General features: G+C 30.9%; 26 protein-coding genes. 24 read left to right on the forward strand and 2 right to left on the reverse strand.

The features are described 5' to 3' along the window. Positions 1–18 precede the first annotated feature (18 nt). The 22 genes from QLS71_RS15280 to QLS71_RS15385 all read left to right on the forward strand — a co-directional run bounded on the left by QLS71_RS15280 (position 19) and on the right by QLS71_RS15385 (position 18,404). Positions 19–609, forward strand: coding sequence for a hypothetical protein (locus tag QLS71_RS15280; RefSeq protein ID WP_308993998.1), 591 nt, complete (start codon positions 19–21; stop codon positions 607–609). A 351-nt stretch (positions 610–960) separates the two neighbouring features. Beyond that, positions 961–1,743 (forward strand): DUF6602 domain-containing protein, encoded by a 783-nt coding sequence (locus QLS71_RS15285; protein ID WP_308993999.1) that lies wholly within the window; start codon positions 961–963, stop codon positions 1,741–1,743. Between the two features lie 159 nt (positions 1,744–1,902). Continuing rightward, positions 1,903–2,610, forward strand: a complete 708-nt coding sequence (locus QLS71_RS15290; RefSeq protein ID WP_308994000.1) for a hypothetical protein — start codon at positions 1,903–1,905, stop codon at positions 2,608–2,610. Positions 2,611–3,013: 403 nt separating this feature from the next. After that, a complete protein-coding gene (locus QLS71_RS15295) occupies positions 3,014–3,535 on the forward strand; it encodes a hypothetical protein (protein WP_308993992.1) in 522 nt (173 codons plus the stop codon). A 354-nt stretch (positions 3,536–3,889) separates the two neighbouring features. Continuing rightward, positions 3,890–4,291, forward strand: coding sequence for a hypothetical protein (locus QLS71_RS15300; protein WP_308993993.1), 402 nt, complete (start codon positions 3,890–3,892; stop codon positions 4,289–4,291). Positions 4,292–4,706: 415 nt separating this feature from the next. Continuing rightward, positions 4,707–5,300: a hypothetical protein gene (locus QLS71_RS15305; protein ID WP_308993994.1), complete on the forward strand. Its 594-nt coding sequence runs from the start codon at positions 4,707–4,709 to the stop codon at positions 5,298–5,300. 161 nt (positions 5,301–5,461) lie between these two features. Then, a complete protein-coding gene (gene map / locus QLS71_RS15310) occupies positions 5,462–6,226 on the forward strand; it encodes a type I methionyl aminopeptidase (RefSeq protein WP_308993995.1) in 765 nt (254 codons plus the stop codon). A gap of 142 nt (positions 6,227–6,368) precedes the next feature. Further along, the gene (locus QLS71_RS15315; RefSeq protein WP_348636562.1) at positions 6,369–6,941 is read left to right on the forward strand and encodes a hypothetical protein; all 573 of its coding nucleotides are present in this window, start codon (positions 6,369–6,371) and stop codon (positions 6,939–6,941) included. A gap of 427 nt (positions 6,942–7,368) precedes the next feature. Further along, positions 7,369–7,731, forward strand: a complete 363-nt coding sequence (locus tag QLS71_RS15320) for a hypothetical protein (protein ID WP_348636563.1) — start codon at positions 7,369–7,371, stop codon at positions 7,729–7,731. A gap of 200 nt (positions 7,732–7,931) precedes the next feature. Then, complete coding sequence (locus QLS71_RS15325) at positions 7,932–8,114, forward strand: hypothetical protein (RefSeq protein ID WP_308994002.1); 183 nt, start codon at positions 7,932–7,934, stop codon at positions 8,112–8,114. A 27-nt stretch (positions 8,115–8,141) separates the two neighbouring features. Further along, positions 8,142–8,561: a hypothetical protein gene (locus tag QLS71_RS15330; protein WP_308994003.1), complete on the forward strand. Its 420-nt coding sequence runs from the start codon at positions 8,142–8,144 to the stop codon at positions 8,559–8,561. A 187-nt stretch (positions 8,562–8,748) separates the two neighbouring features. Further along, the gene (locus tag QLS71_RS15335) at positions 8,749–10,071 is read left to right on the forward strand and encodes a TlpA disulfide reductase family protein (RefSeq protein WP_308994004.1); all 1,323 of its coding nucleotides are present in this window, start codon (positions 8,749–8,751) and stop codon (positions 10,069–10,071) included. Between the two features lie 136 nt (positions 10,072–10,207). After that, complete coding sequence (locus tag QLS71_RS15340) at positions 10,208–10,825, forward strand: hypothetical protein (protein WP_308994005.1); 618 nt, start codon at positions 10,208–10,210, stop codon at positions 10,823–10,825. Positions 10,826–11,227: 402 nt separating this feature from the next. Beyond that, complete coding sequence (locus tag QLS71_RS15345; RefSeq protein WP_308994032.1) at positions 11,228–12,256, forward strand: HNH endonuclease; 1,029 nt, start codon at positions 11,228–11,230, stop codon at positions 12,254–12,256. Between the two features lie 161 nt (positions 12,257–12,417). Further along, the gene (locus tag QLS71_RS15350) at positions 12,418–13,137 is read left to right on the forward strand and encodes a hypothetical protein (protein WP_308994012.1); all 720 of its coding nucleotides are present in this window, start codon (positions 12,418–12,420) and stop codon (positions 13,135–13,137) included. A 142-nt stretch (positions 13,138–13,279) separates the two neighbouring features. Continuing rightward, positions 13,280–13,933: a hypothetical protein gene (locus QLS71_RS15355; RefSeq protein ID WP_308994030.1), complete on the forward strand. Its 654-nt coding sequence runs from the start codon at positions 13,280–13,282 to the stop codon at positions 13,931–13,933. 162 nt (positions 13,934–14,095) lie between these two features. Further along, positions 14,096–14,623, forward strand: coding sequence for a hypothetical protein (locus tag QLS71_RS15360; RefSeq protein ID WP_308994031.1), 528 nt, complete (start codon positions 14,096–14,098; stop codon positions 14,621–14,623). Between the two features lie 424 nt (positions 14,624–15,047). Further along, positions 15,048–15,392, forward strand: coding sequence for a hypothetical protein (locus tag QLS71_RS15365; protein ID WP_348636564.1), 345 nt, complete (start codon positions 15,048–15,050; stop codon positions 15,390–15,392). Positions 15,393–15,993: 601 nt separating this feature from the next. Continuing rightward, positions 15,994–16,407, forward strand: coding sequence for a hypothetical protein (locus tag QLS71_RS15370; protein WP_308994014.1), 414 nt, complete (start codon positions 15,994–15,996; stop codon positions 16,405–16,407). A gap of 261 nt (positions 16,408–16,668) precedes the next feature. Further along, positions 16,669–17,274 carry a helix-turn-helix domain-containing protein gene (locus QLS71_RS15375; protein ID WP_308994015.1) on the forward strand — a complete coding sequence of 202 codons (606 nt, stop codon included), beginning with the start codon at positions 16,669–16,671 and terminating at the stop codon, positions 17,272–17,274. A 532-nt stretch (positions 17,275–17,806) separates the two neighbouring features. Then, positions 17,807–18,070, forward strand: coding sequence for a hypothetical protein (locus QLS71_RS15380; protein WP_348636565.1), 264 nt, complete (start codon positions 17,807–17,809; stop codon positions 18,068–18,070). Positions 18,071–18,218: 148 nt separating this feature from the next. Next, the gene (locus QLS71_RS15385; protein ID WP_348636566.1) at positions 18,219–18,404 is read left to right on the forward strand and encodes a hypothetical protein; all 186 of its coding nucleotides are present in this window, start codon (positions 18,219–18,221) and stop codon (positions 18,402–18,404) included. A gap of 92 nt (positions 18,405–18,496) precedes the next feature. On the opposite strand, the gene QLS71_RS15390 is transcribed toward QLS71_RS15385, so the two are convergent. Further along, positions 18,497–18,745 (reverse strand): hypothetical protein, encoded by a 249-nt coding sequence (locus tag QLS71_RS15390; RefSeq protein WP_348636567.1) that lies wholly within the window; start codon positions 18,743–18,745, stop codon positions 18,497–18,499. After that, positions 18,694–19,776, reverse strand: a complete 1,083-nt coding sequence (gene ltrA / locus QLS71_RS15395) for a group II intron reverse transcriptase/maturase (RefSeq protein ID WP_348636568.1) — start codon at positions 19,774–19,776, stop codon at positions 18,694–18,696. The genes QLS71_RS15390 and ltrA overlap by 52 nt, the downstream gene beginning before the upstream one ends. A gap of 647 nt (positions 19,777–20,423) precedes the next feature. Here ltrA and QLS71_RS15400 point away from each other — a divergent pair. Together QLS71_RS15400 and QLS71_RS15405 are read left to right on the forward strand one after the other, a co-directional pair. After that, complete coding sequence (locus tag QLS71_RS15400) at positions 20,424–21,479, forward strand: TlpA disulfide reductase family protein (RefSeq protein ID WP_308994017.1); 1,056 nt, start codon at positions 20,424–20,426, stop codon at positions 21,477–21,479. Between the two features lie 415 nt (positions 21,480–21,894). Continuing rightward, positions 21,895–22,143 (forward strand): hypothetical protein, encoded by a 249-nt coding sequence (locus QLS71_RS15405; RefSeq protein ID WP_308994016.1) that lies wholly within the window; start codon positions 21,895–21,897, stop codon positions 22,141–22,143. The last annotated feature ends 73 nt before the right edge of the window (positions 22,144–22,216 follow it).

A 22,216-nucleotide genomic window follows, 5' to 3' on the forward strand; every position in this document is an offset into this window, starting at 1 on the left:
ACCGTTGTGTGTAAAAAAATGAAGCAATTAACAATCATATCAATCCTTTTCTTTTTAGTGTCGTGTTCTTCGACATTTAAAATTGTTGAACAACCTACGGACTACTCGAGTGTAATCAAAAAGGGTCATATAACGGGAGTGATATTTAAAGAAAATGGTAATTGTTTTCTGTGCCTACAAGACAAAGAAAGATTCACACCGACAATTGCCGAAATTGAAAAAGCAGAACAAATTTTGAAAAAGAAATTGAAGACAGTTAATAGTCAACGAATGAATCAAATTGATAACTGCCCAATAATCCACAAGAAATTAAAATCGTATAGACGCCAATACTTCGGGTACATAGAAGATAACGGAAACAAGATAATTTACACGACTTTCAATTGGAACAGATATTCTCTCTTCGACAGACTTCGTGGATACTACAAAGACGAAAGCGAAGATTGGAAAAAAGAAAAGGAAATGGTATTGGACGGCTGTAGCTACCATTGGGAAATAAAAATCAACTTGGAAACGGAAGAACTCTTTGAATTAGGAGTGAATGGAATTGCCGAAAACAAAATAAAAAATAAAAACTACCGCCAACACCTAAAAATAATTGCGGTTTAGTGCTTTATCAAAGGTCGTTACGTGTTTGTAACGTCTGATTTTCCTTCGGAAAACCCTCGCACACAACCACGCAACATTCCAAGATATACAAAACCCTAAGCAATTTCCTAAAAAATGGTTGAACAAGTATAGTAACGAAGAAGGTTTACTATACTATATTTTGCATCAAGCAAATTATTTTTCTTTCAGTAGTTTTTCTAAATACTCCATTATTTTATCTTTAATAATCAAGCGCTTTAAGTCATTGGATACCTAATTAAAAAGTAATATATTGCATATATAAACGATATAATTGCAATTAGATTAATTTATTGTGGTTATACATGTGTTGTAAAACATTTGCCAAAAACAATGACAGAACCAATATTTAAAGAAGAAGAAAAGGCTATTTTGTTAAGTGTTGATAAAGCAAAAGCATCTTCAAACAATAGTCAAGTCATTGGTCGAAATGGAGAATTGCCTCTTTTGACATTTCTGAATAATTATCTTCCACCTAATTTGAAAGCTGTGTCTGGACACTTTCTAACACCTGAATCAATTAAGTCACCTCAAATAGATATCATAATTATTGATAGTAGATATCCTCTTCTTGGCTACAATGATGACGGAACTGTACTAGTAATGGCTCACTCTGTTTTAAGAATAATAGAGATTAAAACAAATCTTACAACAAAAGATTTAAAAAAAACTGCTATAATATTTTCTAAGACAAAACCTCTTTTTAATACCATTTGGAAACGTGATCAATCAGGATTTGACAAACCAGTTTTCGAATTATTAGCATATAGACTTACAGTTAAGGAAAGAACTATTGAAAATTCATATTTTGAAAATTGCAATCCAGCAGACAATCATTTTGATGTATCTATATTAAGAAGTGAAGAATTACAGGACTATGGTATACAATTACATTTCGAACCAACTTCGCAATGGAATGAATTTAAAGAAGTAACTAAAGACATACTTAAAGACAAATTTCTTCTAACTTGTTTTAAACAAAGAACACCCTTAGCAGATTTTTATTATCAATTAATTCAAGATTCCTATTATACTATTCACCATAGAAATTATTCTCTTAAAGATATCGGTGAGCATTTTATGGAATATTTAAATTGGACTACAACTCGAAGATAAAAAACGTTTTACAACACCGTGTATAAAAAATTGCTATTTTTAGCTTAACCAATGTGAGTTGCTTTGCTTGCTTGCATCCGATTTTCCTTCGGAAAATCCTCGCACACAAGCACGCAACTTTCCATACACATAAACGTTGTGCGTTTGAAAACGAAAACCTTGAAAAGAATATTGATAATTATAATATTGACTTTTACAACTTCAAATATTTCTTCTCAAGAAAACAAAATTGTTGAAGGAAGGTTCAATCCAGTTTCCAGCTTTATTGATTATAGTGAATTTCTTGAAGACACAGAAAAAGTGCCAGAAAACATAAAAATAAATTTAGAGCTTTATCTAAAAGTTATTTTAGGAGATTGGTTTGATAAAATAACTTTTTATGAAGGATTGATAGCTGATTTAGATGGCTATTTTAAAGAAAATCCATTAACATACAAAAGAGGTTGGTTAGCAACGAAATACCAGTTTGTTTATCTATTATCAGATGAAAACATAGGAATTTCAAAATATTATATAAAAATTGATATGGATAAATATGGTCAAATCATTAATTGTAATTGGCCTTCTAAAGATTTTAACTATACGTATTCTTTTAATGAAAAAACAACTACACCTTTTCAGAATAATTTTCAGAGTAACGAATTGATGTTTGAAAACGCTATGAAATGGGCAAAAGCCAATTCTGTGCCAACAGATAATTACTCGGTTGAATTGACTTATAACAAGGAAAAGAATATAATGTGTTTTACATTTACATTTCTGACAGAAAAAAGAGGGAACAGTAAATCGTATAGAGTAGCTGAATTTAATTGGCTGAATGGATTAAAAGTTGCCGATTACTCAACAAAATCAATTACTAATCATTAATAAATTACGTTGCACAACAACGTATAAAAATAATGCGTAGTTTAGTGCTTAATCCAAGAGTCGTGCAATTTTGTTACGTCTGATTTTCCTTCAGAAAACCCTCGCACACAACCACCCAACTTTCCAAGATACACCAAACCCTAAGCAATTTCCTAAAAAATGGTTGAACAAGTATAGTAACGAAGAAGGTTTACTATTCTATATTTTGCATCAAGCAAATTATTTTTCTTTTAGTAGTTTTTCTAAATACTCCATTATTTTATCTTTAATAACCAAGCGCTTTAAGTCATTGGATACCTAATTAAAAAGTAATATATTGCATACATAAACGATATAATTGCAATTAGATTAATTTATTGTGGTTATACATGTGTTGGCATTAATTAAAAAAACGAACTCGAAATTGAAATCTAACAACTTTATTAATCAAATCGTAGGAAAAACAGTTGATAAAATTTATCAAGTGGATTTCAATGAAAATAAAGATAATGACGATTACCTTCCTTGGACTTTTTTCATAACGTTTTCCGAATTTGATATGTTTATGGAAATTGAAGGGGATTTCGATGGAGACCATATAAAAATAAATCTCAACCAACTTTCTGAACTTAAACAAAAACTCAAAAAGAACGACTTACGAAACGAACCTGATTTATGGCAAGTTTATGAAGTTAAAGAAAATGAAAATCTCGGAGAATTAATTAATAAACCAATCCTAAAATGTGAATACGGAATTGAAAAGGATGAGTTTACAATAAATGAGAATAACTTAAAAGGACAAAAGGAAGTATTTACATTTATCCGATTTTATTATGAGAAATCGTTTTTGACAATCTTTGAAGGTGGTTGCGGACTTTCAGTTTCGGATGACAAAAATATTAAACTGAACTTTGAAGAAACATTTGACAAATATTTAGCGGAATAAAAAACTAATGCCAACACCGTGTATAATTAATTGCTTGGTCACTGCCGACTTACGAACATTCCTTCGGAACGTTCTATCTGTGTTTTATTTGCTAAATTAGTTACTTAACCACGCAACTAACCATACACAAGACCGTTGTAAAACATTTGACCAAACGAAAACATTACGAATGAATAAAGTTCTTGTTGTTCTAATTTCCATTTTAATTGTAGTAATTCCACTCGGAATTTTATACTATTTAATTTCATATGGAATTGTTCAGTTTTTCGAAAAAGAAACTTATGCAATTATCATTTTCACATTAGCTTTATTATTCTTGGTTCAAGGAGGTTTAAAAAGATTAAGAAGAAAAAAATGACCAATCGACTTTTTATTTTATTATTTCTTCTGACAGTTGGATTATATTCTTGTGATAATCTGACTCAAAAAGAGTTTTTTGACAAAATAGTTTACGATGAATACCACTCAAACTATGAAGGAATAGTTACCGAAAAATATATTGACAAACAAAATCACGCAAGACCAATTATTATTATCCGACATGAAATATTTGGTGATAATAAAAAAGACTTTCTTTTCCAAAATCCTGAACTTTTTGACTATATCCAAATTGGAGATACAATAACTAAAAAAAATGAATCTTTAAAAATGAATCTCAAAAGAAAAAATCTTGACACGATAATTAAGTTGGATTTTGACAATGTAAAAGGAAAGGAAAAATATTATTCTGAAAATAAATACATCATGGAAAATTAAAAAAACGTTTTACAACACCGTATCCTATAAAAAATTGCTAGTTTTATACTAAACCAATGTCAGTTGCTTTGTTTGCTAGCTTCTAATTTTCCTTCAGAAAACCCTCGCACACAACCACGCAACTTTCCAAGATACACCAAAAAACCCTAAGCAATTTCCTAAAAAATGATTGAACAAGTATAGTAACGAAGAAGGTTTACTATTCTATATTTTGCATCAAGCAAATTATTTTTCTTTCAGTAGTTTTTCTAAATACTCCATTTTATCTTGTTTAGATTTAATTACCAAGCGCTTTTAGTCATTGGATACCTAACTAAAAAGTAATATATTGCATACATAAACGATATAATTGCAATTAGATTAATTTATTGTGATTATACCTATCGTTGTAAGCAAGGTCGAAAACCCAATCTGAATGGAAAATGAATTTAACGAAAGAATGTCAAACTCATCTGATAAAGAATTATTTGACATATTAAATAATAAAGAACGTTACCAAGAAATAGCATTTAATTCTGCGATTAACGAACTTAACAAAAGAGGATTTTTTGAAGAAACGGCTCCTGCTTTGAAAGAGTATGAAGAAAATAAACGAAATGAAAAATTGGAATTTGAAAGACAGCAAAGTCTTCCAGAATTATATTCTCAAAAGTCGATTGTAATTTCTTCTACATTTTTTACTGCGATTTGTGGAGCAATTATGATGGCGTATAATTTTAGAAAATTAGGAAATAAAGAAAAGTCAAATTCAGTCTTAATATTTGGATTTATTTACGCTTTGTCTATAATGTTTCTTATCAGTCTGACTGATGTAAATATGATTCGACTTATTTTACAAATCGGAGCTTTAATTGGTGGATTTGTTCTAATCTTGAAATTTGAAAAATTTTATCCGACTGATTTAGAACATCGGAATAAACCCATATGGAAAATATTGATTTATGCTTTTCTAATTTTATTAAGTTCAATTGCTATATCAATATATATTTATACTAAAATTAACAGATGATTAAAACCCAGCTTACAGCACCGTATCATTAATTGCTTTGGTCGTTGCCTATTTGGAAAATTCCTTCGGAATTTTCTCGCGTCCGTTTTTGTTTACTAAATTAGTTGCTAAAACACGCAACTAACCATATAACACGTTGTAGCCAATTAAAAAAAAAAGAAATGTCAATAACAAAAGAATCTGAATTAATAGGAATGAAAAAAATTAGTGAAGTCGTTGGTACTACACTAAAATTAATGAGAGAATATGCTAAAGTTGGTATGTCAACCAAAGAATTAGATGAATATGGAGGCGAGATTTTAAAAAGCTATGGAGCTAAATCAGCACCTTATGAAACTTATGATTTTCCTGGATATGCTTGTATAAGTGTAAATGAAGAAGTCGCTCACGGAATTCCATCTGAAAACAAAATTCTTAAGGAAGGAGATTTAATAAATATTGATGTATCAGCAGAATTAAATGGATTTTGGTCTGACAATGGAGGTTCGTTTGTACTTGGAAAAGATATACATAACCATCAGCCTCTTGTAGATGCTTCTAAAAACATCTTAAAAAAGGCAATTACAAATATAAAAGGTGGTGTGAAAATAGCTGATATTGGACAAATTATTGAAACAGAAGCAAAAAAATCTGGTTTTAAAGTAATTAAAAATTTAGCAGGACATGGTGTTGGAAAAAGTTTACACGAAGAACCTGAAAACATATTAAACTATAGAGTTAAAACAAATCGAGAAAGATTTAAAAAAAATACTACAGTCGCTATAGAAACTTTTATAGCAACAAAATCAACTATTGCTTTAGAATTAAACGATGGTTGGACTTTAGTTGGAGATAAAGGTGGATATGTAACTCAACATGAACAAACAATTCTTATAACTGATAAATATCCTGTTATTTTAACAGAATCGAATGAAATTTGGAATTAAATAACTGGATACAACACCGTATCCTAATGCTTAGTTTAATGCTTAATCAAGAGTCCGTGCGCTTTTGTTACATCTGATTTTCCTGCGGAAAATCCTCGCATACAAAACCGCACTATTCTTATACATAATCGTTGTAAAACATTTGACCAAACAATACACTGAATTGAAAAAACTCAAATCTGACTTCACGATAAACGAAATTGGAAAGTTCCAATTTTATAGCGGAATTGCAATCGGAATCGGATTTAGCTTAATTTTTAATTCATTATTTCGAGTATTTTTAAAAATATGTAATGTTGGAGAAATTATCACAGACCTAAGCTGGTCGAATTTCTATACTTATGAATTCTCAATTTATTATTTGACTTTAATTGGTTTTACTTCAGTTGGATTTTCATTTTGTTTCACAACTTATTTGTGGATGAGCAAACCTTTTGCGACTAACAGAAAGAAAAACATAAGATTGAGAATGGCTCAAACTAATACGATTTGGATTTTATTTGGAACATTATTTTTTCTTTTGCGATTGTTTTGGTTTTTTGCTGGAGTAGATTTGACAATTGAAAAGGACTTTGCTTATTTGGGATTTATGTTTCCGATATTTATTTATTTGTATTGTTGGAATTTAATTTCGGATATTTATAAAAGTAAAAAACCGTTTCTTTTGACTTCGTTGATTGTAATATTTGTCGGAATTATATTGAGCGGAATTTAAAAATAATAATAAAACATTTTACAACACCGTATCCTATGAAAAGCACTAGCCTAGTTCTCCAAAGTTAGTTGCTTGTTTGCTAGCTTCTGATTTTCCTTCGGAAAACCCTCGCACACAACCACGCAACTTTCCAAGATACACCAAACACTAAGCAATTTCCTAAAAAATGATTGAACAAGTATAGTAACGAAGAAGGTTTACTATACAATATTTTGAATCAAACAATTTATTTTTCTTTCAGTAGTTTTTCTAAATACTCCATTATTTTATCTTTAATAACCAAGCGCTTTAAGTCATTGGATACCTAATTAAAAAGTAATATATTGCATACATAAACGATATAATTGCAATTAGATTAATTTATTGTGGTTATACATGTGTTGGCAATAATTTGAGAAAACCGAAATCCGAATCAGAATTTATGAATATGACTGAAATTCCTTTACTGACTTTTGACAAATTATTTGACTTGGTTGAGGAAAATCGATTTGCAAACGAATCCGACAAAAAGATTGCTGAAAAAATACTCGAAGCGGAAAATGAATGGGGAGATTGGAAAACTTCAGTAAAGAATTTAAATGAATTTATTATTGTATTGGAAAAAGAAGTTGGCGGAACTGTTACCAAAACAAGTTTGAGTAAACTCTTGAAAAAATATAATCGGAATATTGCTCAAAATATGTGGGAAGCGGAAACCGTTTGTTCTTTATTAGAAATTTTTGATTTTACCCAAGAGACTGAATTGAGAAAAATATTTAATGAATTGACTGAAAAAGTAAAAACGGAATAAAAACTATTGCCAACACCGTATATAAAAAATTGCTGGTGTTGTGCTAAAACAAAGGTCGTTGCGCGTTTGCTACGTCTGATTTTCCTTCGGAAAATCCTCGCACGCAAACCCGCAACTTTCCATATACATAAACGTTGGCAACAAGAGAAAAATCGTAAAAACTAACTAAGTTAAAGACAAAAACAAAATTTTTAGGACAAATGGAAAATGGCGATTTAGAAGTTTTATGTTGTTTTTGTGGTCAAGATTCAATATTTAATAAAGCAATTGAAATCACAATAGAATGTGACAAGAAAACAAAAGATGTTCAAGCAGTTTATGCTCATTCTAAATGTCTTGATAAGGTTTTACATAAAAGTGTTCCGAGAGCATTTGATTTATAAATTGAACTAAATATTCACAGGAATTTAATGAAAAAATGGATTTTAATAATTGTTGGAATAATTCTGATTGGAATAATCGGAATTGGAATTAAAATCAACTCGGATTTAGATGAGCTAGTGGAAGCGTTAAACTCGGAGCACTCTTTAAACGAACCGAATTTGATAATTCTTTCGGACTCAATTTCACCAAACAAAAAATATAAATACTATCAATATCAATTTGACAAAGGCGGATTAGGATATTCAAGTATTTTTTGGTCAGTTATAAAGAATAACGAAAATGACCTTGGTAAAGGATTATTTCCACAAGGATATAAAGTAATTGGCTGGAATAAAAAAAACGAATTGATTTTAAAAAAGTGGATTCCAACGTCGGAATTAAAAGCTGTTACGGAATTGAAAAACGGAACGGAAATTAACGGAATAAAAATAAATGTTGCGGAATAAAAACGAACGCACAACAAAGCCGTATATAAAAAATTGCTTATTTTAGGCTTAAACAGAGGTCGTTGCTTGTTTTGTTACGTCTGATTTTCCTTCGGAAAATCCTCGCATACAAACCCGCAACTATTCTTAAAGATAAACGTTACCTGCAAGCTGAAAACGAACCGCTCGATTTAAAATTTAAATAAACATGAGAATTAAAACTACATTACTATTGAGCATATGTTTATGTATAATGACAGGTTGTAAAAAGGACAACATTTTAGAACTACCTATCACTTATCACAAAGGATTTGGACCTTTCGAAGCATCTACAAGTGGTGCAGATCTTTATTTTGAAATTATAAATAACCCTTGGGAAAAAACATATTTGAAAGTTTCTGGTATACCACAAAACTGGACTGACGCTAAAGTTGGACAAATTCAATCAGATATGGACCAATATGTTTATCAAAACTACCTTTTGGGAGATATCTCAAAAGAATGGTATGAAGAGCTACAAAAAACATGGGATTGGGAACCAGATACATTGAATTTATCAAAAGAGCCAATAAAAACCAGAGCTGCTTTCGCTATTGGAAATGATTCCGTTGGAAATACAATGGTCGTTGTAGATGCAAATAACAATTATGATTTTAGTGATGATGAGCCTTTTGAACTAGTTCAGTATGAAAGTGAATTAGATCGGGATGCACGGTTAAATAATGAAGCAATATATGTTACTTTTGAACGCCTATTAAATGACAAAAAGATTCAGGTTGAAGTTCCTATCTTGATTTCCTCTGCCAATATGGATCAATATTACTTAAATTGTAATTTCGCTCAGTACCGTACTGCAAAACTAGAGAATCACTTAATATACATCTATTCTAGAAATATCTTTCCATTTAGAAATGTAGGGATAAGTAGTAGCCAAAGTCCAATTGGAGAAAAAATAGATTTTGATAAAGTAGCTTTTGACAATGAATATCTTGAAATCGGAACTAATGTATACAAAAACTTGGGAGTAAAGAGGAATAAAGACGTTTTACTTTTAGAAAAAATGAATTTTTCTAAAAATCAAATACGCTCTATTCAAATTGGATTTAAAGCAATTGATTTTTCAGGAAGTCAGTTTAAACAGGAAAATACTATTTCATTGGATATTTTAAAGGGGAAATATGTACTTCTTGACTTTTGGGGTACTTGGTGTGGTCCTTGCATCCAAGAAATCCCAAACCTCAAGACGTTATACGATCATACTGATAAATCAAAATTTGAAATAATTAGTATTGTCGTGGAAAGTCCAATAAAGGATTTAGAGCAAATGATGAGTAAATATGAAATAACATGGCCTCAAATTATATCCGATGATTCAAACAAAATCAAAGAAAAGTACGGAATAGTTAGATATCCGACAACATTTCTGATTAGCCCTGAAGGAACAATTATTGCGAAAGATTTAAGAGGAAAAGAATTGGAAAACAAAATAGAAAGTTTACTAAAAATAAAGCCAGCAGGTAACACCTTATAAAATTAATGGCTAGTTTTTAGCCTATTTGGAAAATTCCTGCGGAATTTTCTCTGGCAAGTATCTCTTTACTAAATTAGGTGCTTAAACTCGCCACTAATCTTATACATCAACGTACACCATTTAAGAAAACGCAAAATTGAATCAAGAAATTAAAATATCACGTTCGGATATAATTGCAAAATGTGACCAATATTTAAATGGAGAAATTGGAAAATCGGATTTGCAAAATTATGCTTTGAACTTAATAGTTGACGAAAACGACATTTATGATTGGAGTGACGAAATTGTTTCTGACATCATTTTTCAATGGGACAGTCCAGAAATTAGTTTCCCGATTAACAAAAAGAACATCGAATTGTGGAAACACCAATTAGAAACTGAAGAAAATTTATTGGCAGACTATAATATTTGGAATGTGCATATTGACCGACAAAAAGAAATCTGCGAAAAATATCAATCTAAATGGAATCCAATCAACAAAAAATTAATGATAGGCTGTTCAATTGACCTTTTATCTGACCCAATAAATGGACTTCGACATCCAAAAGAAGGAATTACAACAGGATGGTATATTTGGAGCGGAGATTGGTCTGACAAAAATGATTTTTTCAAACCTATGTGCGCAGAACACCTGCTTGAAATCCGACCTGAATTAATAAAATATTTCGGTCTTGATGTTGGTTATCGATTTTTGATTGACAAAAATGGATACGAAGATGTTTGGTTTGACGAAAAATTAAAATTAACTGAATAAAAAAACGGTGTATAAGCCGTATAAAAAAACTGCTAGTTTTACCTAAACCAAAGTTAGTTGCTCTTTTGCTAGCTTCTAATTTTCCTTCGGAAAACCCTCGCACACAACCACCCAACTTTCCAAGATACACAAAACCCTAAGCAATTTCCTAAAAAATGATTGAACAAGTATAGTAACGAAGAAGGTTTACTATACTATATTTTGCATCAAGCAAATTATTTTTCTTTCAGTAGTTTTTCTAAATACTCCATTATTTTAGCTTTAATAATCAAGCGCTTTAAGTCATTGGATACCTAATTAAAAAGTAATATATTGCATACATAAACGATATAATTGCAATTAGATTAATTTATTGTGGTTATACATGTGTTGTGTGCAATTAAAAAAACAACCGGAGACTAGATGAACAATAAGGAAAGAAAAGAAATCTTATTTAAAATTTACTCTGAAAACTTTAAGTTTATCAAAGAAAATTCAAGCCTAAAGGATAAATTTGATAAAGATTTCGGTTGTTTTTGTCCAATTTGCTTAGATTATTTTGAGAAGGCTGATTTATTTGACAAAATTAATCCATTGACAATAGAACATAATCCTCCTCAATCTTTAGGAGGGAAAAGCAGTGTCTTGACTTGTAAAAAATGTAATTCAGAAGCTGGACATAAAATTGACGATGAAATTTTGACCGCCCTAAAGGAAATCGATACCCTAAATTTTAAGCCTAATTCCGAAATTAAAACACAATTTTTTAATGACTCTACAGAAGGAAAAGGTGTAAATGCTAAAATTAAAATTCAAGATGATGGACAGTTCATTATAAATATAGATACTAAAAACAATAATCCTAAAATTCATAAAAAGTTTTTTGACAGTGAGGTTCGCGAATATAAATCGCCCCTATTTAGTAATGATATTAGAGAAATCGGATGGAAGAAAAAACTAACCTTCAATTTTAAAAAACCTAATAAAACAAACGAAAGATTAGCTAGTATTTCACTATTAAAAATAGCTCATTTAATGGCTTTTGAAAAACTTGGGCATCTATATTTGTTTAATAAAAACAACCAAATTATCAGAGACCAAATTAGGTCTCCCGAAAAAGAAATTATTACAAACCCGTTCTGGATAAAATATAATTTTCCTGACAATATAGTCGGAGTAAATATTATCACCAAGCCAAGAAAACTTAGGTCTATTCTAGTTGTATTCGATTTAAAAACTAAATCTGATTCTTATAGATTTTCAATATGTCTTCCTGGTCTAAGCGTTGGAGATGAAAACATCTATCAAAACATAAATGACCTTTTATGTCAAGGAAACGGTTTTGAAAATGCCGAAGTCAATAATTATATTAATTCAGAATATAATATTAAAGATGTTGAGAAAACATTTGATTTAGTAAGGTTTTGGGAATCATTTGTAGAAAAACAATAAAAAAATAACTGCACACAACACCGTATAAAAAAAATTGCTAGTTTTAGCTAAACCAAAGTTAGTTGCTTGTTTGCTAGCTTCTGATTTTCCTTCGGAAAATCCTCGCACACAAACACGCAACTTTCCTTATACATAAACGTTAGGCAAAATAACAAACTCAAATGAAAAACATAATAATATTCATCTTACTAATAATTTTTACGTCATGTAACTTAGGAGATAAAAAGTCATCTCAAAAAAAGTATCAAGACTATTTCTATGATATAAATAAACTAACACAACCTAAGGTACAAATTTTCAAATATCATAAAAATGATTCTATAGAATATTATTTCACCAAAATCGAAAGGCTCATAAAAGGAACTGATACTCTTTATATTCAAAATAATTTCAATAATTATATAAAGTTTGATTCTTTAATATCAAAAATCAATGAAAATAAAACGGAAATCGTAGGGCTTTACTTTTTTAATGGTGACTCTTCCGAAATAATAACTAAAGCTGAAATGATTAGTGGACAAACAATGCCTAACGATAAATTTAAAACACACCAACTTCTAATGAACGTAAAAACACCTACTGGTGAACTCATGAATTTTAAAGGAGTTTTATCTTTATTGAAAATTGAAAATTATCAAATAGAAAACAGAGAAGTTGAATGCATGGTTATGACTTCCGAAACTAATGCTTATTATAAGAAAAACTTATTATTCTCTAATATTGACACATTGTACATGGCAAAAGGATTAGGATTAATAAGGAAATACTCTAGTTCAGTAGGTCAAAATAAATTATGGGAAATCGAAAAAGTGATTAATTTTAGTGACTTTGATATAAACGATTACAAAGATTATACTTTGCCTAACACCGTGTATAATTAATTGCTTTGGCAAGTGCTTATTTGGAAAATTCCTTCGGAATTTTCTCTGGCAAGTTTTTGTTTACTAAATTAGTTGCTGAACTACGCAACTAATCATACACATCAACGTTGGCAACAAGCTAAAATCACTCAACTGGAAATGAATGAAAAAAATATTAATCGTCATACCAATCATAATTTTAATAATGGGATTTTCACTATTTAACAGACAATCAAAAGAAGAAAAGTTTTGGAATTGGGTTTCTAAAAATAAAATTGAACTCGAAAATTTCATTAATTCTGACCAAGAAGATTATACAATTTATAATCAACTGACTAAAGAAATGAAAAAATATAATTCAGTTCTTTTTCCCGAAATGACATTGACCGAAAAAGATGAAGTTGTTCTAATAATTACACCTGATGGAATGCCAGAAGGTGTTTTACCAACTGAAAAATTATATAACTCTAAACCTGAATTAGATAATTGGATAATCAAAAAATTCAGACAAGCAACTGACGAAATCGGACTAAATTATGACGGAATTGAATACCCAAGTTCGGATATTGAAATTATTCCCGAATTAGATAATGAACGAGGAAAAATTAATATCAAGGTGTTTATAAGGAATATGAATTCAGATGTTAAAAAACATCAAGCATTATCATTTCTTTATCTTGACCACATTCTCGGAGAATATAATACAATTACCAAAGTTGGATATATAGATTTTTATCATTTAGATAACGACAAAAGCGTTGAGAATGGAATTTCGCTTTTGGAATTAAGAAAATTAATAGAAAAAGAATTTAATTAATCGGAAAAATAAAAAGCCAGTTGCCAACACAGTATATAAAAAATTGCTAGTTTTAGCTAAACCAATGTTAGTTGCTCGCTTGCTAGCTTCTGATTTTCCTTCGGAAAATCCTCGCACACAAACACGCAACTTTCCATATAAACGTTGGCAAACATTTGAGAAATGAAATACTTTAAAATTATATTTGCTTTTTTTCTTTTAATTTGCCAGACCTCTTGCCAGAAAAAAATAGTTGGAACTTGGTATAAATGCAATAAAGATGGAAGTTATGATGAATATAAAATAGCTGACCATTATACAATTATGCTTTCAAGTAAATCTGACATTGTTTGGATTCATAAAGTTAAACAAATCGACAACGGAATTATTGTTTCGGATTTTGAATCTTCTGTTAATCGGCTAATGACAAATAATGACACGTTGATTGTCTTATCAAAAACTAAAAATAAAATTATTTTAAAAAGCTCTTACACTTGGGCCAAAATGGAACTCAATAAAGCGGATTTTGACTTTGACAAAATTGATTCTACAAATTTGGATTCTTGGAAAAACAAAACTATATCGGAATTTAAAAAAAGAGCCGAATTAATAAATTGTCCTGACTTAAGAACTGAAAAAGAAAAAAACATTCCGACTATAGATTTAGACGATTTTGAGGAAGAAGAAATACCAATAACTGAAGTAAAATAAAAAACGATTTGCCGTATAAAAAAACTGCTAGTTTTAGCTAAACCAAAGTTAGTTGCTCGTTTGCTAGCTTCTAATTTTCCTTCAGAAAACCCTCGCACACAACCACGCAACTTTCCAAGATACACCAAACACTAAGCAATTTCCTAAAAAATGATTGAACAAGTATAGTAACGAAGAAGGTTTACTATACTATATTTTGCATCAAGCAAATTATTTTTCTTTCAGTAGTTTTTCTAAATACTCCATTATTTTATTTTTAATAATCAAGCGCTTTAAGTCATTGGATACCTAATTAAAAAGTAATATATTGCATACATAAACGATATAATTGCAATTAGATTAATTTATTGTGGTTATACATGTGTTGTGCGCAAGCTAAAAAAACACTCTGCACTAAATGACAGAACCGATAAAAAAGAATTTTATGTCTGGAAAACATTGGATTATTGCCTTAATGATCTTGATTTCTGGTTACGGAATTTATAGTGGAATAAAGGATAAAAATTCTAAAAATGAAAGATGGACTGCCGAAAGCTCAAAAATATTAACGGATAAATGCATTTCTGATTCAAAAGAAATGGCGGAAAATTACGCTGAATTGACCTACGAATACTGTAAATGCTCGACCAAAAAAATTCAAGCGGAATTTACTCAATCGGAATATATTAAGATTACGAAAATGTCAATTGAAAATCAAACTAAAAAATTATTACCAGTCTTTCAAAGTTGTCTGACTGAATATCAAACGAAAATTAAAAATCGGAATTGAAAAGCAGAACGCAGAAAGCCTGCGCACAACAATGTATAAAAATAATCGCTCAATTTTGGGCTTAACCAAAGGTCGTTGCAAGTTTACTACGTCTGATTTTCCTTCGGAAAATCCTCGCACGTAAACCCGCAACTATTCTTATACGAGACCGTTACCTTGCATTAAAAATACTCACTCAAACGTAAGTTTTGCGGAAAAAATATTGAGATTTAAAGCAAGTTTTTGCGGAATTTAAAAACAGAAAAAACCAAGATTGCGAAATTTTAGCCCGTTTGCGGAATAAACAAAAATAGTAAAACCATGTTTGCGGAAAAACCAATCGCAGCGGAAAAATGAGCAAGTTTGCGGAATTGTTAAACGCAGAAAATCACTCAAAAAAAAGAAGAAAAAAGAAAGAAATAACACTATATTTAGCGGACAATAAAACTGAAAAAACAATAAAAACGCAAGGTAACATTGTATAAAAATAATGCGGACAAATTGTTTAATCAAAAGTTAGTGTGTGTTTGCTAGCTTCCGATTTTCCTTCGGAAAATCGCCGCTCACAAACCCGCACTATTATTATACGCGACGTTGTAGTGCATTTAAAAAAACCTTCTGAATGGATTTAAAACCTGGAAAATTGATTCTCTTCTTCGGACTTTTTTGCTTTGCGATTTCCTTGTTATTAATATATGTTCTATTTTTTGTGCTCAAGGAATATGAAAACGGCGGACTTTTGAGTGTTCTTCTATTGTTCATTGGTTTTTTCTCAATCGGACTTTATCTGACCTTACACTACTACAAGTACAGAATTATAATCGGAGATAAATCAATGATTATTAAAAACGAACTTGGGACAAAAAAAGAAATTTACTGGACTGATATTGAAAAAGTGGATTACAATAAAACTTTCAATATGATTATTGTTTTGAGCAATAAAAAGAAAAAATGGATTAGTCCGATTTATGGACATATTGTTGATTTTATTGACCCGAAAAAATATTCAGAAAACCTTAAACAACTGATAAAATAAAAACGCACTACAACAACGGCTATAGTTCATTGCTTCCGACTTTCCTCACGGAAAGTCCTCGCAAATTTGCTATCTTCGGTTTACGGCGGAAAATCCTCGCGGATTTTCACGCAACGAAACCATAGCCCAACCGTTGTGTGTCATACCGAAAAACCTCGTAAATTGACATTTGGCAGAGATGACGTAAAGATGACATAACAATGACGCAACCAAATTATACTAACATTAATAGTTTTGTTCTGAACAATTAAAACAAGAAAAATGAAGAACAAAAATCTGGCAAAAAAAGTAAAAGAATTAAGAAGGAGAAAAGGATTTTCTCAAGAAGAATTGACAGAGAATTCTGGTTTGAGCTTAAGAACAATCCAACGAATTGAAAATGGAGAAACGGAACCGACAGGTGAAACTTTAAAGAGAATATCTAATGCCTTAAATGTTAGTCCTGAGGAATTAATAGATTGGACAATAGTTGAGGACAACGGATTTTTAAAAGCAATGAATCTTTCTGCTTTAACGTTTATCTTATTTCCTTTATTAGGAATTTTAGTGCCATTGATAATGTGGATTTCTAAAAAAGATAAATTAAAAAATATCAATATTATTGGAAAGAATATTTTAAACTTTCAAATAACTTGGACGATAATATTGTTTGTTGGGTTTATAATAAACTCAATTATACTTGCAAAAGATTTTGATTCAAAAGAAGTTTTGTTGGTTAATTCTATAATTTCAAGTCAAAAACGAATCTTGATTTTCTTTTTGATAATGTATGGAATAAATGCAGTACTGATAATAGTTAATACCTTTAGAATTCAAAAAAATAAGGAAGTATTCTATCAACCAAAAATCAACTTTATAAGAAATTAAAGTACGCCACACAACAAAGTATATAATTTAGCTAAACCAAAGTTAGTTGCTTTGTTTGCTAGCTTCCGATTTTCCTTCGGAAAACCCTCGCACACAACCACGCAACTTTCCAAGATACACCAAACCCTAAGCAATTTCCTGAAAAATGATTGAACAAGTATAGTAACGAAGAAGGTTTACTATACTATATTTTGCATCAAGCAAATTATTTTTCTTTTAGTAGTTTTTCTAAATACTCCATTATTTTATCTTTAATAATCAAGCGCTTTAAGTCATTGGATACCTAATTAAAAAGTAATATATTGCATACATAAACGATATAATTGCAATTAGATTAATTTATTGTGGTTATACATGTGTTGTAGCCAATTTGAGAAATGACAGAATTCCTAAAAAAATATATTTTAAAGAAATGGTGGTTGCCATTTTTATTGTTCATTTTATCAGCTCTAATTTTTCTAGCTCTAATTTCATCGACGAATAAAATTTTACTGAATATATCTGACTATTTTTTCTATTTACTATTATCCTATTGCTTATTGCTGGATTTTGGCAACTAATCAAAGGAAAATGGTATATAGGAATACTACAATTGGGAAGTTTATTTGTTGGTGTTTTAGGATTGATTTTCATTTCTTCCTTTATGTCTATGTTTGGACCTGACACAGATACTTTTGCTGATAATTTAAAATTACCCAAAAATGTGAAATTGGAAAAACCGATTGATACCAAAATGGGAGATAATTTTGAGTCAATAAGACCTGATAGTATAAAGCAAATCACAAGAGAAAATTGATTTTCAACTTTACAATTCTTTTCAACCAGGTTTATTTGAATATGATTTATGGATTAATTCAAAACAAAACGGAACAGTCTTTCTTAAAGCATTTGAAATAACTCAAGAAATAGAGCTTTCAGTCCCAAGGCTTAAGGAAAGGTCAAGTATGAAAATTAATAATACGAATGACACCATCAAGAAGTTCAGTACCAAAGATGATTTTACGATTTATGAAGGTGATTGGGGAAAACCATATGGTGCAAGATTTGAGGTTTGGTTCAAACCAGACAATGGTGGAAAGGAAGTAAAATTATTAGAAAAAAATTATATAATCGAAGGATGGATGAGATAAAAACTGGCTACAATCGAGTAGACGGGTGACGACTTAAAAGTCGTCACTGCGCCTCTCACACCACCGTACGTACGGGTCTCGTATACGGCGGTTCACCAAATTGAAGTTTGCGTATTATTAATGTAATCTAACAAAGGTTTATACCCTTTTCGTTTAAGCCTAGAAACTGTAATAGTCGTCTTTAAAATAGGACTTTGAGCGACTGCCCAACCTCCCATTCTGGTGCGACTCCAAGCATAGGCTTGTCCGATTTCTATACCTAATCGAATGAGATTTTTACGTTTCCTCTCTAGCTTTTCCAATCGTGCCAAATACAATAGCGTAACCGATTTCTTAACCATTCATCTAGCTTTTTAACTTTTGCATAGATGTTAGTTAAGCGGTAATTATTCATCCAGCCTCGACAGACTTGATTAAGCCGATCCAGACGTTCGAATAACGACATGGGTTTGGTTTTCTTGGTGATACTTTTCAAGTTACGTTTAAACTTTGCCCAACCTTTCTTGGTTACCACTAGTGCATATTGTCCTTTTATACCCTTTTTATAAACGGGTACAAATCCATGCCCAAGTAACTCAAAGTTTACAGGTCTGCGAATGCCGCTTTTGGCTTTATTTATAGGTAGTTTAAGTCTATCTCTTAAAAAGATAAACAGTTTATTTCCTATAGTTTTTGCCTCGCTTTTACTTTTTGCGTAAACACTAAAGTCGTCTGCGTAGCGAACATAGCGCAAGCCCATGCTTTTCATTTCTTTGTCCAAAACATCTAACATAATGTTAGATAATAAGGGACTAATGGGACTACCTTGAGGGATCCCTTTTCTGCGCTTTTTGAGTGTTCCATCTATTAAGATGGGCGCTCTTAACCATTTTCGGATTAATCGCAAGGTGGTTGGACATTTTACTTTGCGGTAAATAAGTTGAAGTAAGATACAGTGGTCTACTTCATCAAAGAACCCTTGTAAATCAATATCTACAATATCTTGGTAACCATCATTGATGTAGCCTTGTGCTTGTAATACTGCTTTTTGGATGTTCTTTTGTGGGCGAAATCCATAACTAACAGGTTCAAAATCATATTCAAAATGAACCATTAATTGTTGACTTACCGCCTGTTGTAGCCACCTATCTACTACTGTTGGTATTCCTAATAATCGGGTTTTACCCGGTCCTTTTGGAATGGTTACTCCTAAAATTGAATTTGGCACATAGCTATTTGTGCGAATTGTAGATAATATAAGCGAACGGTTTTCCAATATGTATGCCGAAAGTGCCGTTGTTTTCATACCATCTACGCCGTTCGCTCCTTTATTGCGCTCCACTTGGCGTGTTGCTTTATAAAGGTTTGTTGCTGATAATACCTGTTCAATCATAGATTCAATAATTCGTGTACTCCTGTTGGTTTAAAACTAGGCTAGCTAAGCATCCTAATCGAATTCCAACGTAATTTAATGTTTAGTCCTTCCTTACCCGTGAGACCTGTACAATTCTTGTTGCACCTCGTTTCCTGTAAGTACTATGACTTCTGCTGACTTCTCTACTTAACCAACTCGTAGTTGTAGAGATCTCCCCAGGTAATGGCATCTTCTTTCTCTCAATCCCTGCCGTATCTACATATTTACCCTTTTGTTAATCTTAGGGCGTTACAATGATGTGCTTGCTTACCCAAGTAAATATGCCTCTGTATACGGTTTCTGTTCGTCAGTACCGAGTTTTGTAGTTTCGCTTCCTTCACTCCATGTCTCACGACACACGAGCTTGCGACTTACTAATGCTTCAGGACGTTACTCCTGCGCATAAGGGACTTGCACCCTATAGATTAATTATTTACCTTTCGGTAAAGAAAAGATGCCCATGCTGGGCACACACAACGTGTATAATTAATTGCTTTGGTCGTTGCTTATTTGGAAAATTCCTTCGGAATTTTCTCGCGTTCGTTTTTGTTTACTAAATTAGTTGCTCAAACACGCAACTAACCATACACAACAACGTTGTGAAAAATTTAAAAAACGAACTACAAATGAAATTTACTACTAAATTAATCTTTTTCCTATCAACCTTATTTTTGTTTAATTGTTCGTCTGAAAAAAAGAAATTTCTGCAACTAAACGGGGAGGTAAAAGGGACTGACATCAAGTCAATTATGTTGATCAAACCTAACCAAGATACTAGATTTGATTCAATAATACAGATTCCGGTCATTGAAGGGAAATTTTATTACGAAGAAGAACTTCAAAACCCAGAGGTAGTAAATTTAGCGTTTACCGAAAGCGTAAAAAGTGGAGCTTACAGACCAATGCCATTATTTTTAGAAAACGAAAAAATTAATTTGACCATTTTTCCAGAAGAAGAATTTGATAAAAATACAGTCAAGGGAGGAAATTTAAACATTAAATACAAAAATTATAAAAAAGAAGCTGACTCTTTATTTAATCCTAAAGATTGGGAAAAACAACTAAAATGGGAGCAAGAGTATTATATTCCTCAAAATCCTAGCTTGGTATCTTATTATCTTTTTTTGGAGCAATTAAGATATTTTAAAGAAAACCTTAATCTAGATTTAATTAAAAATAATTACAAAAAATTATCAGAGAGTAATCAAAATCATCCTTACAATGAACTAGCTTTAAATTTAATTAGTGCTATTGAAAATATAAAAGTTGGAAAAAAATATACTGATTTTTCAGCACCTGATTTAAATGGAAATGAAATAATACTTTCTGACAAAATAAAGGAAAAAGTTGCTCTTTTGGATTTATGGGCAACTTGGTGTGGACCCTGCATTGCAAAAAGTAGAACAATGGTTCCTGTCTATAATGAATATAAAGACAAAGGATTTACAATCATTGGTGTTGCAGGAGAATTTAAAAACACTGATAGACTTGTAAAATTCTTAGAAAAAGAAAAATGGGAATGGACAAACCTTGTTGAGTTGGACAGACAAAATAATATTTGGCAAAAATATGGAGTTGATGGTGGTGGCGGAATATTTCTAATCGACGAAGACGGACTGATTTTGGCAAAAGACCCGACAGCAGAGGAAGTGAGAATTGAATTAGAATCTCGACTGAATTAAAAAAACTTTGCACAACAATGCCTATAAGTAATTGCTTGTTATCGCCTACTTCTGAAAATCCTCACGGATTTTCAGTTTGGTGTGTACTTGCAAAGTTAAGTGCTAACCCACGCAACTACTCATAGCCGAGACCGTTGTGTGCAAGCTGAAAACCGAGAATAATTGAGAAAAACGATTTACATAATTACTCTGATTTTACTAATAATTGGAATTCCATTATTTGAATTTATGGCTTTTAATTCAATGGTTAGTTTAAAGTATGAAACACGTGAATTAACGGATTGTATTTCACTCGTTTTTGGAATTGATTTATGTAACGCAATTAGAACTTTTCACATTTTAGCAATTCTTTGTGGACTGACAACTATCGGACTTTTGATTTACAGAAAACGGATTTTAAAACAAAAAAGTGAGAATGAAATTTAAAATATTAATTTGTGTATTATTATTTTCAATTTGTGGTTGTAGCGTGGAAAATGAACGAGAAAAATACGCTGAATTAATAATTAAAAAAGTAGAACAATTTAAAACGGAAAAAAATAGATTGCCGAAAAATGTCTCTGAAATTGGATTAGTTGAACTTGAAAATAGTAAAGCTTTCTACGAGAGAAAAACTGACTCGACTATAAGCTCATTACAATCGCAGAAACTCAGTGCTATATAAGATATATAGAAAGCTTTTATGATAATAATAATATCCCAAAATTCACACTGAAATGTTACTTTGGTAAAAACCA

This window comes from Mariniflexile litorale (assembly GCF_031128465.2).
Classification (GTDB): Bacteria; Bacteroidota; Bacteroidia; order Flavobacteriales; family Flavobacteriaceae; genus Mariniflexile; species Mariniflexile litorale.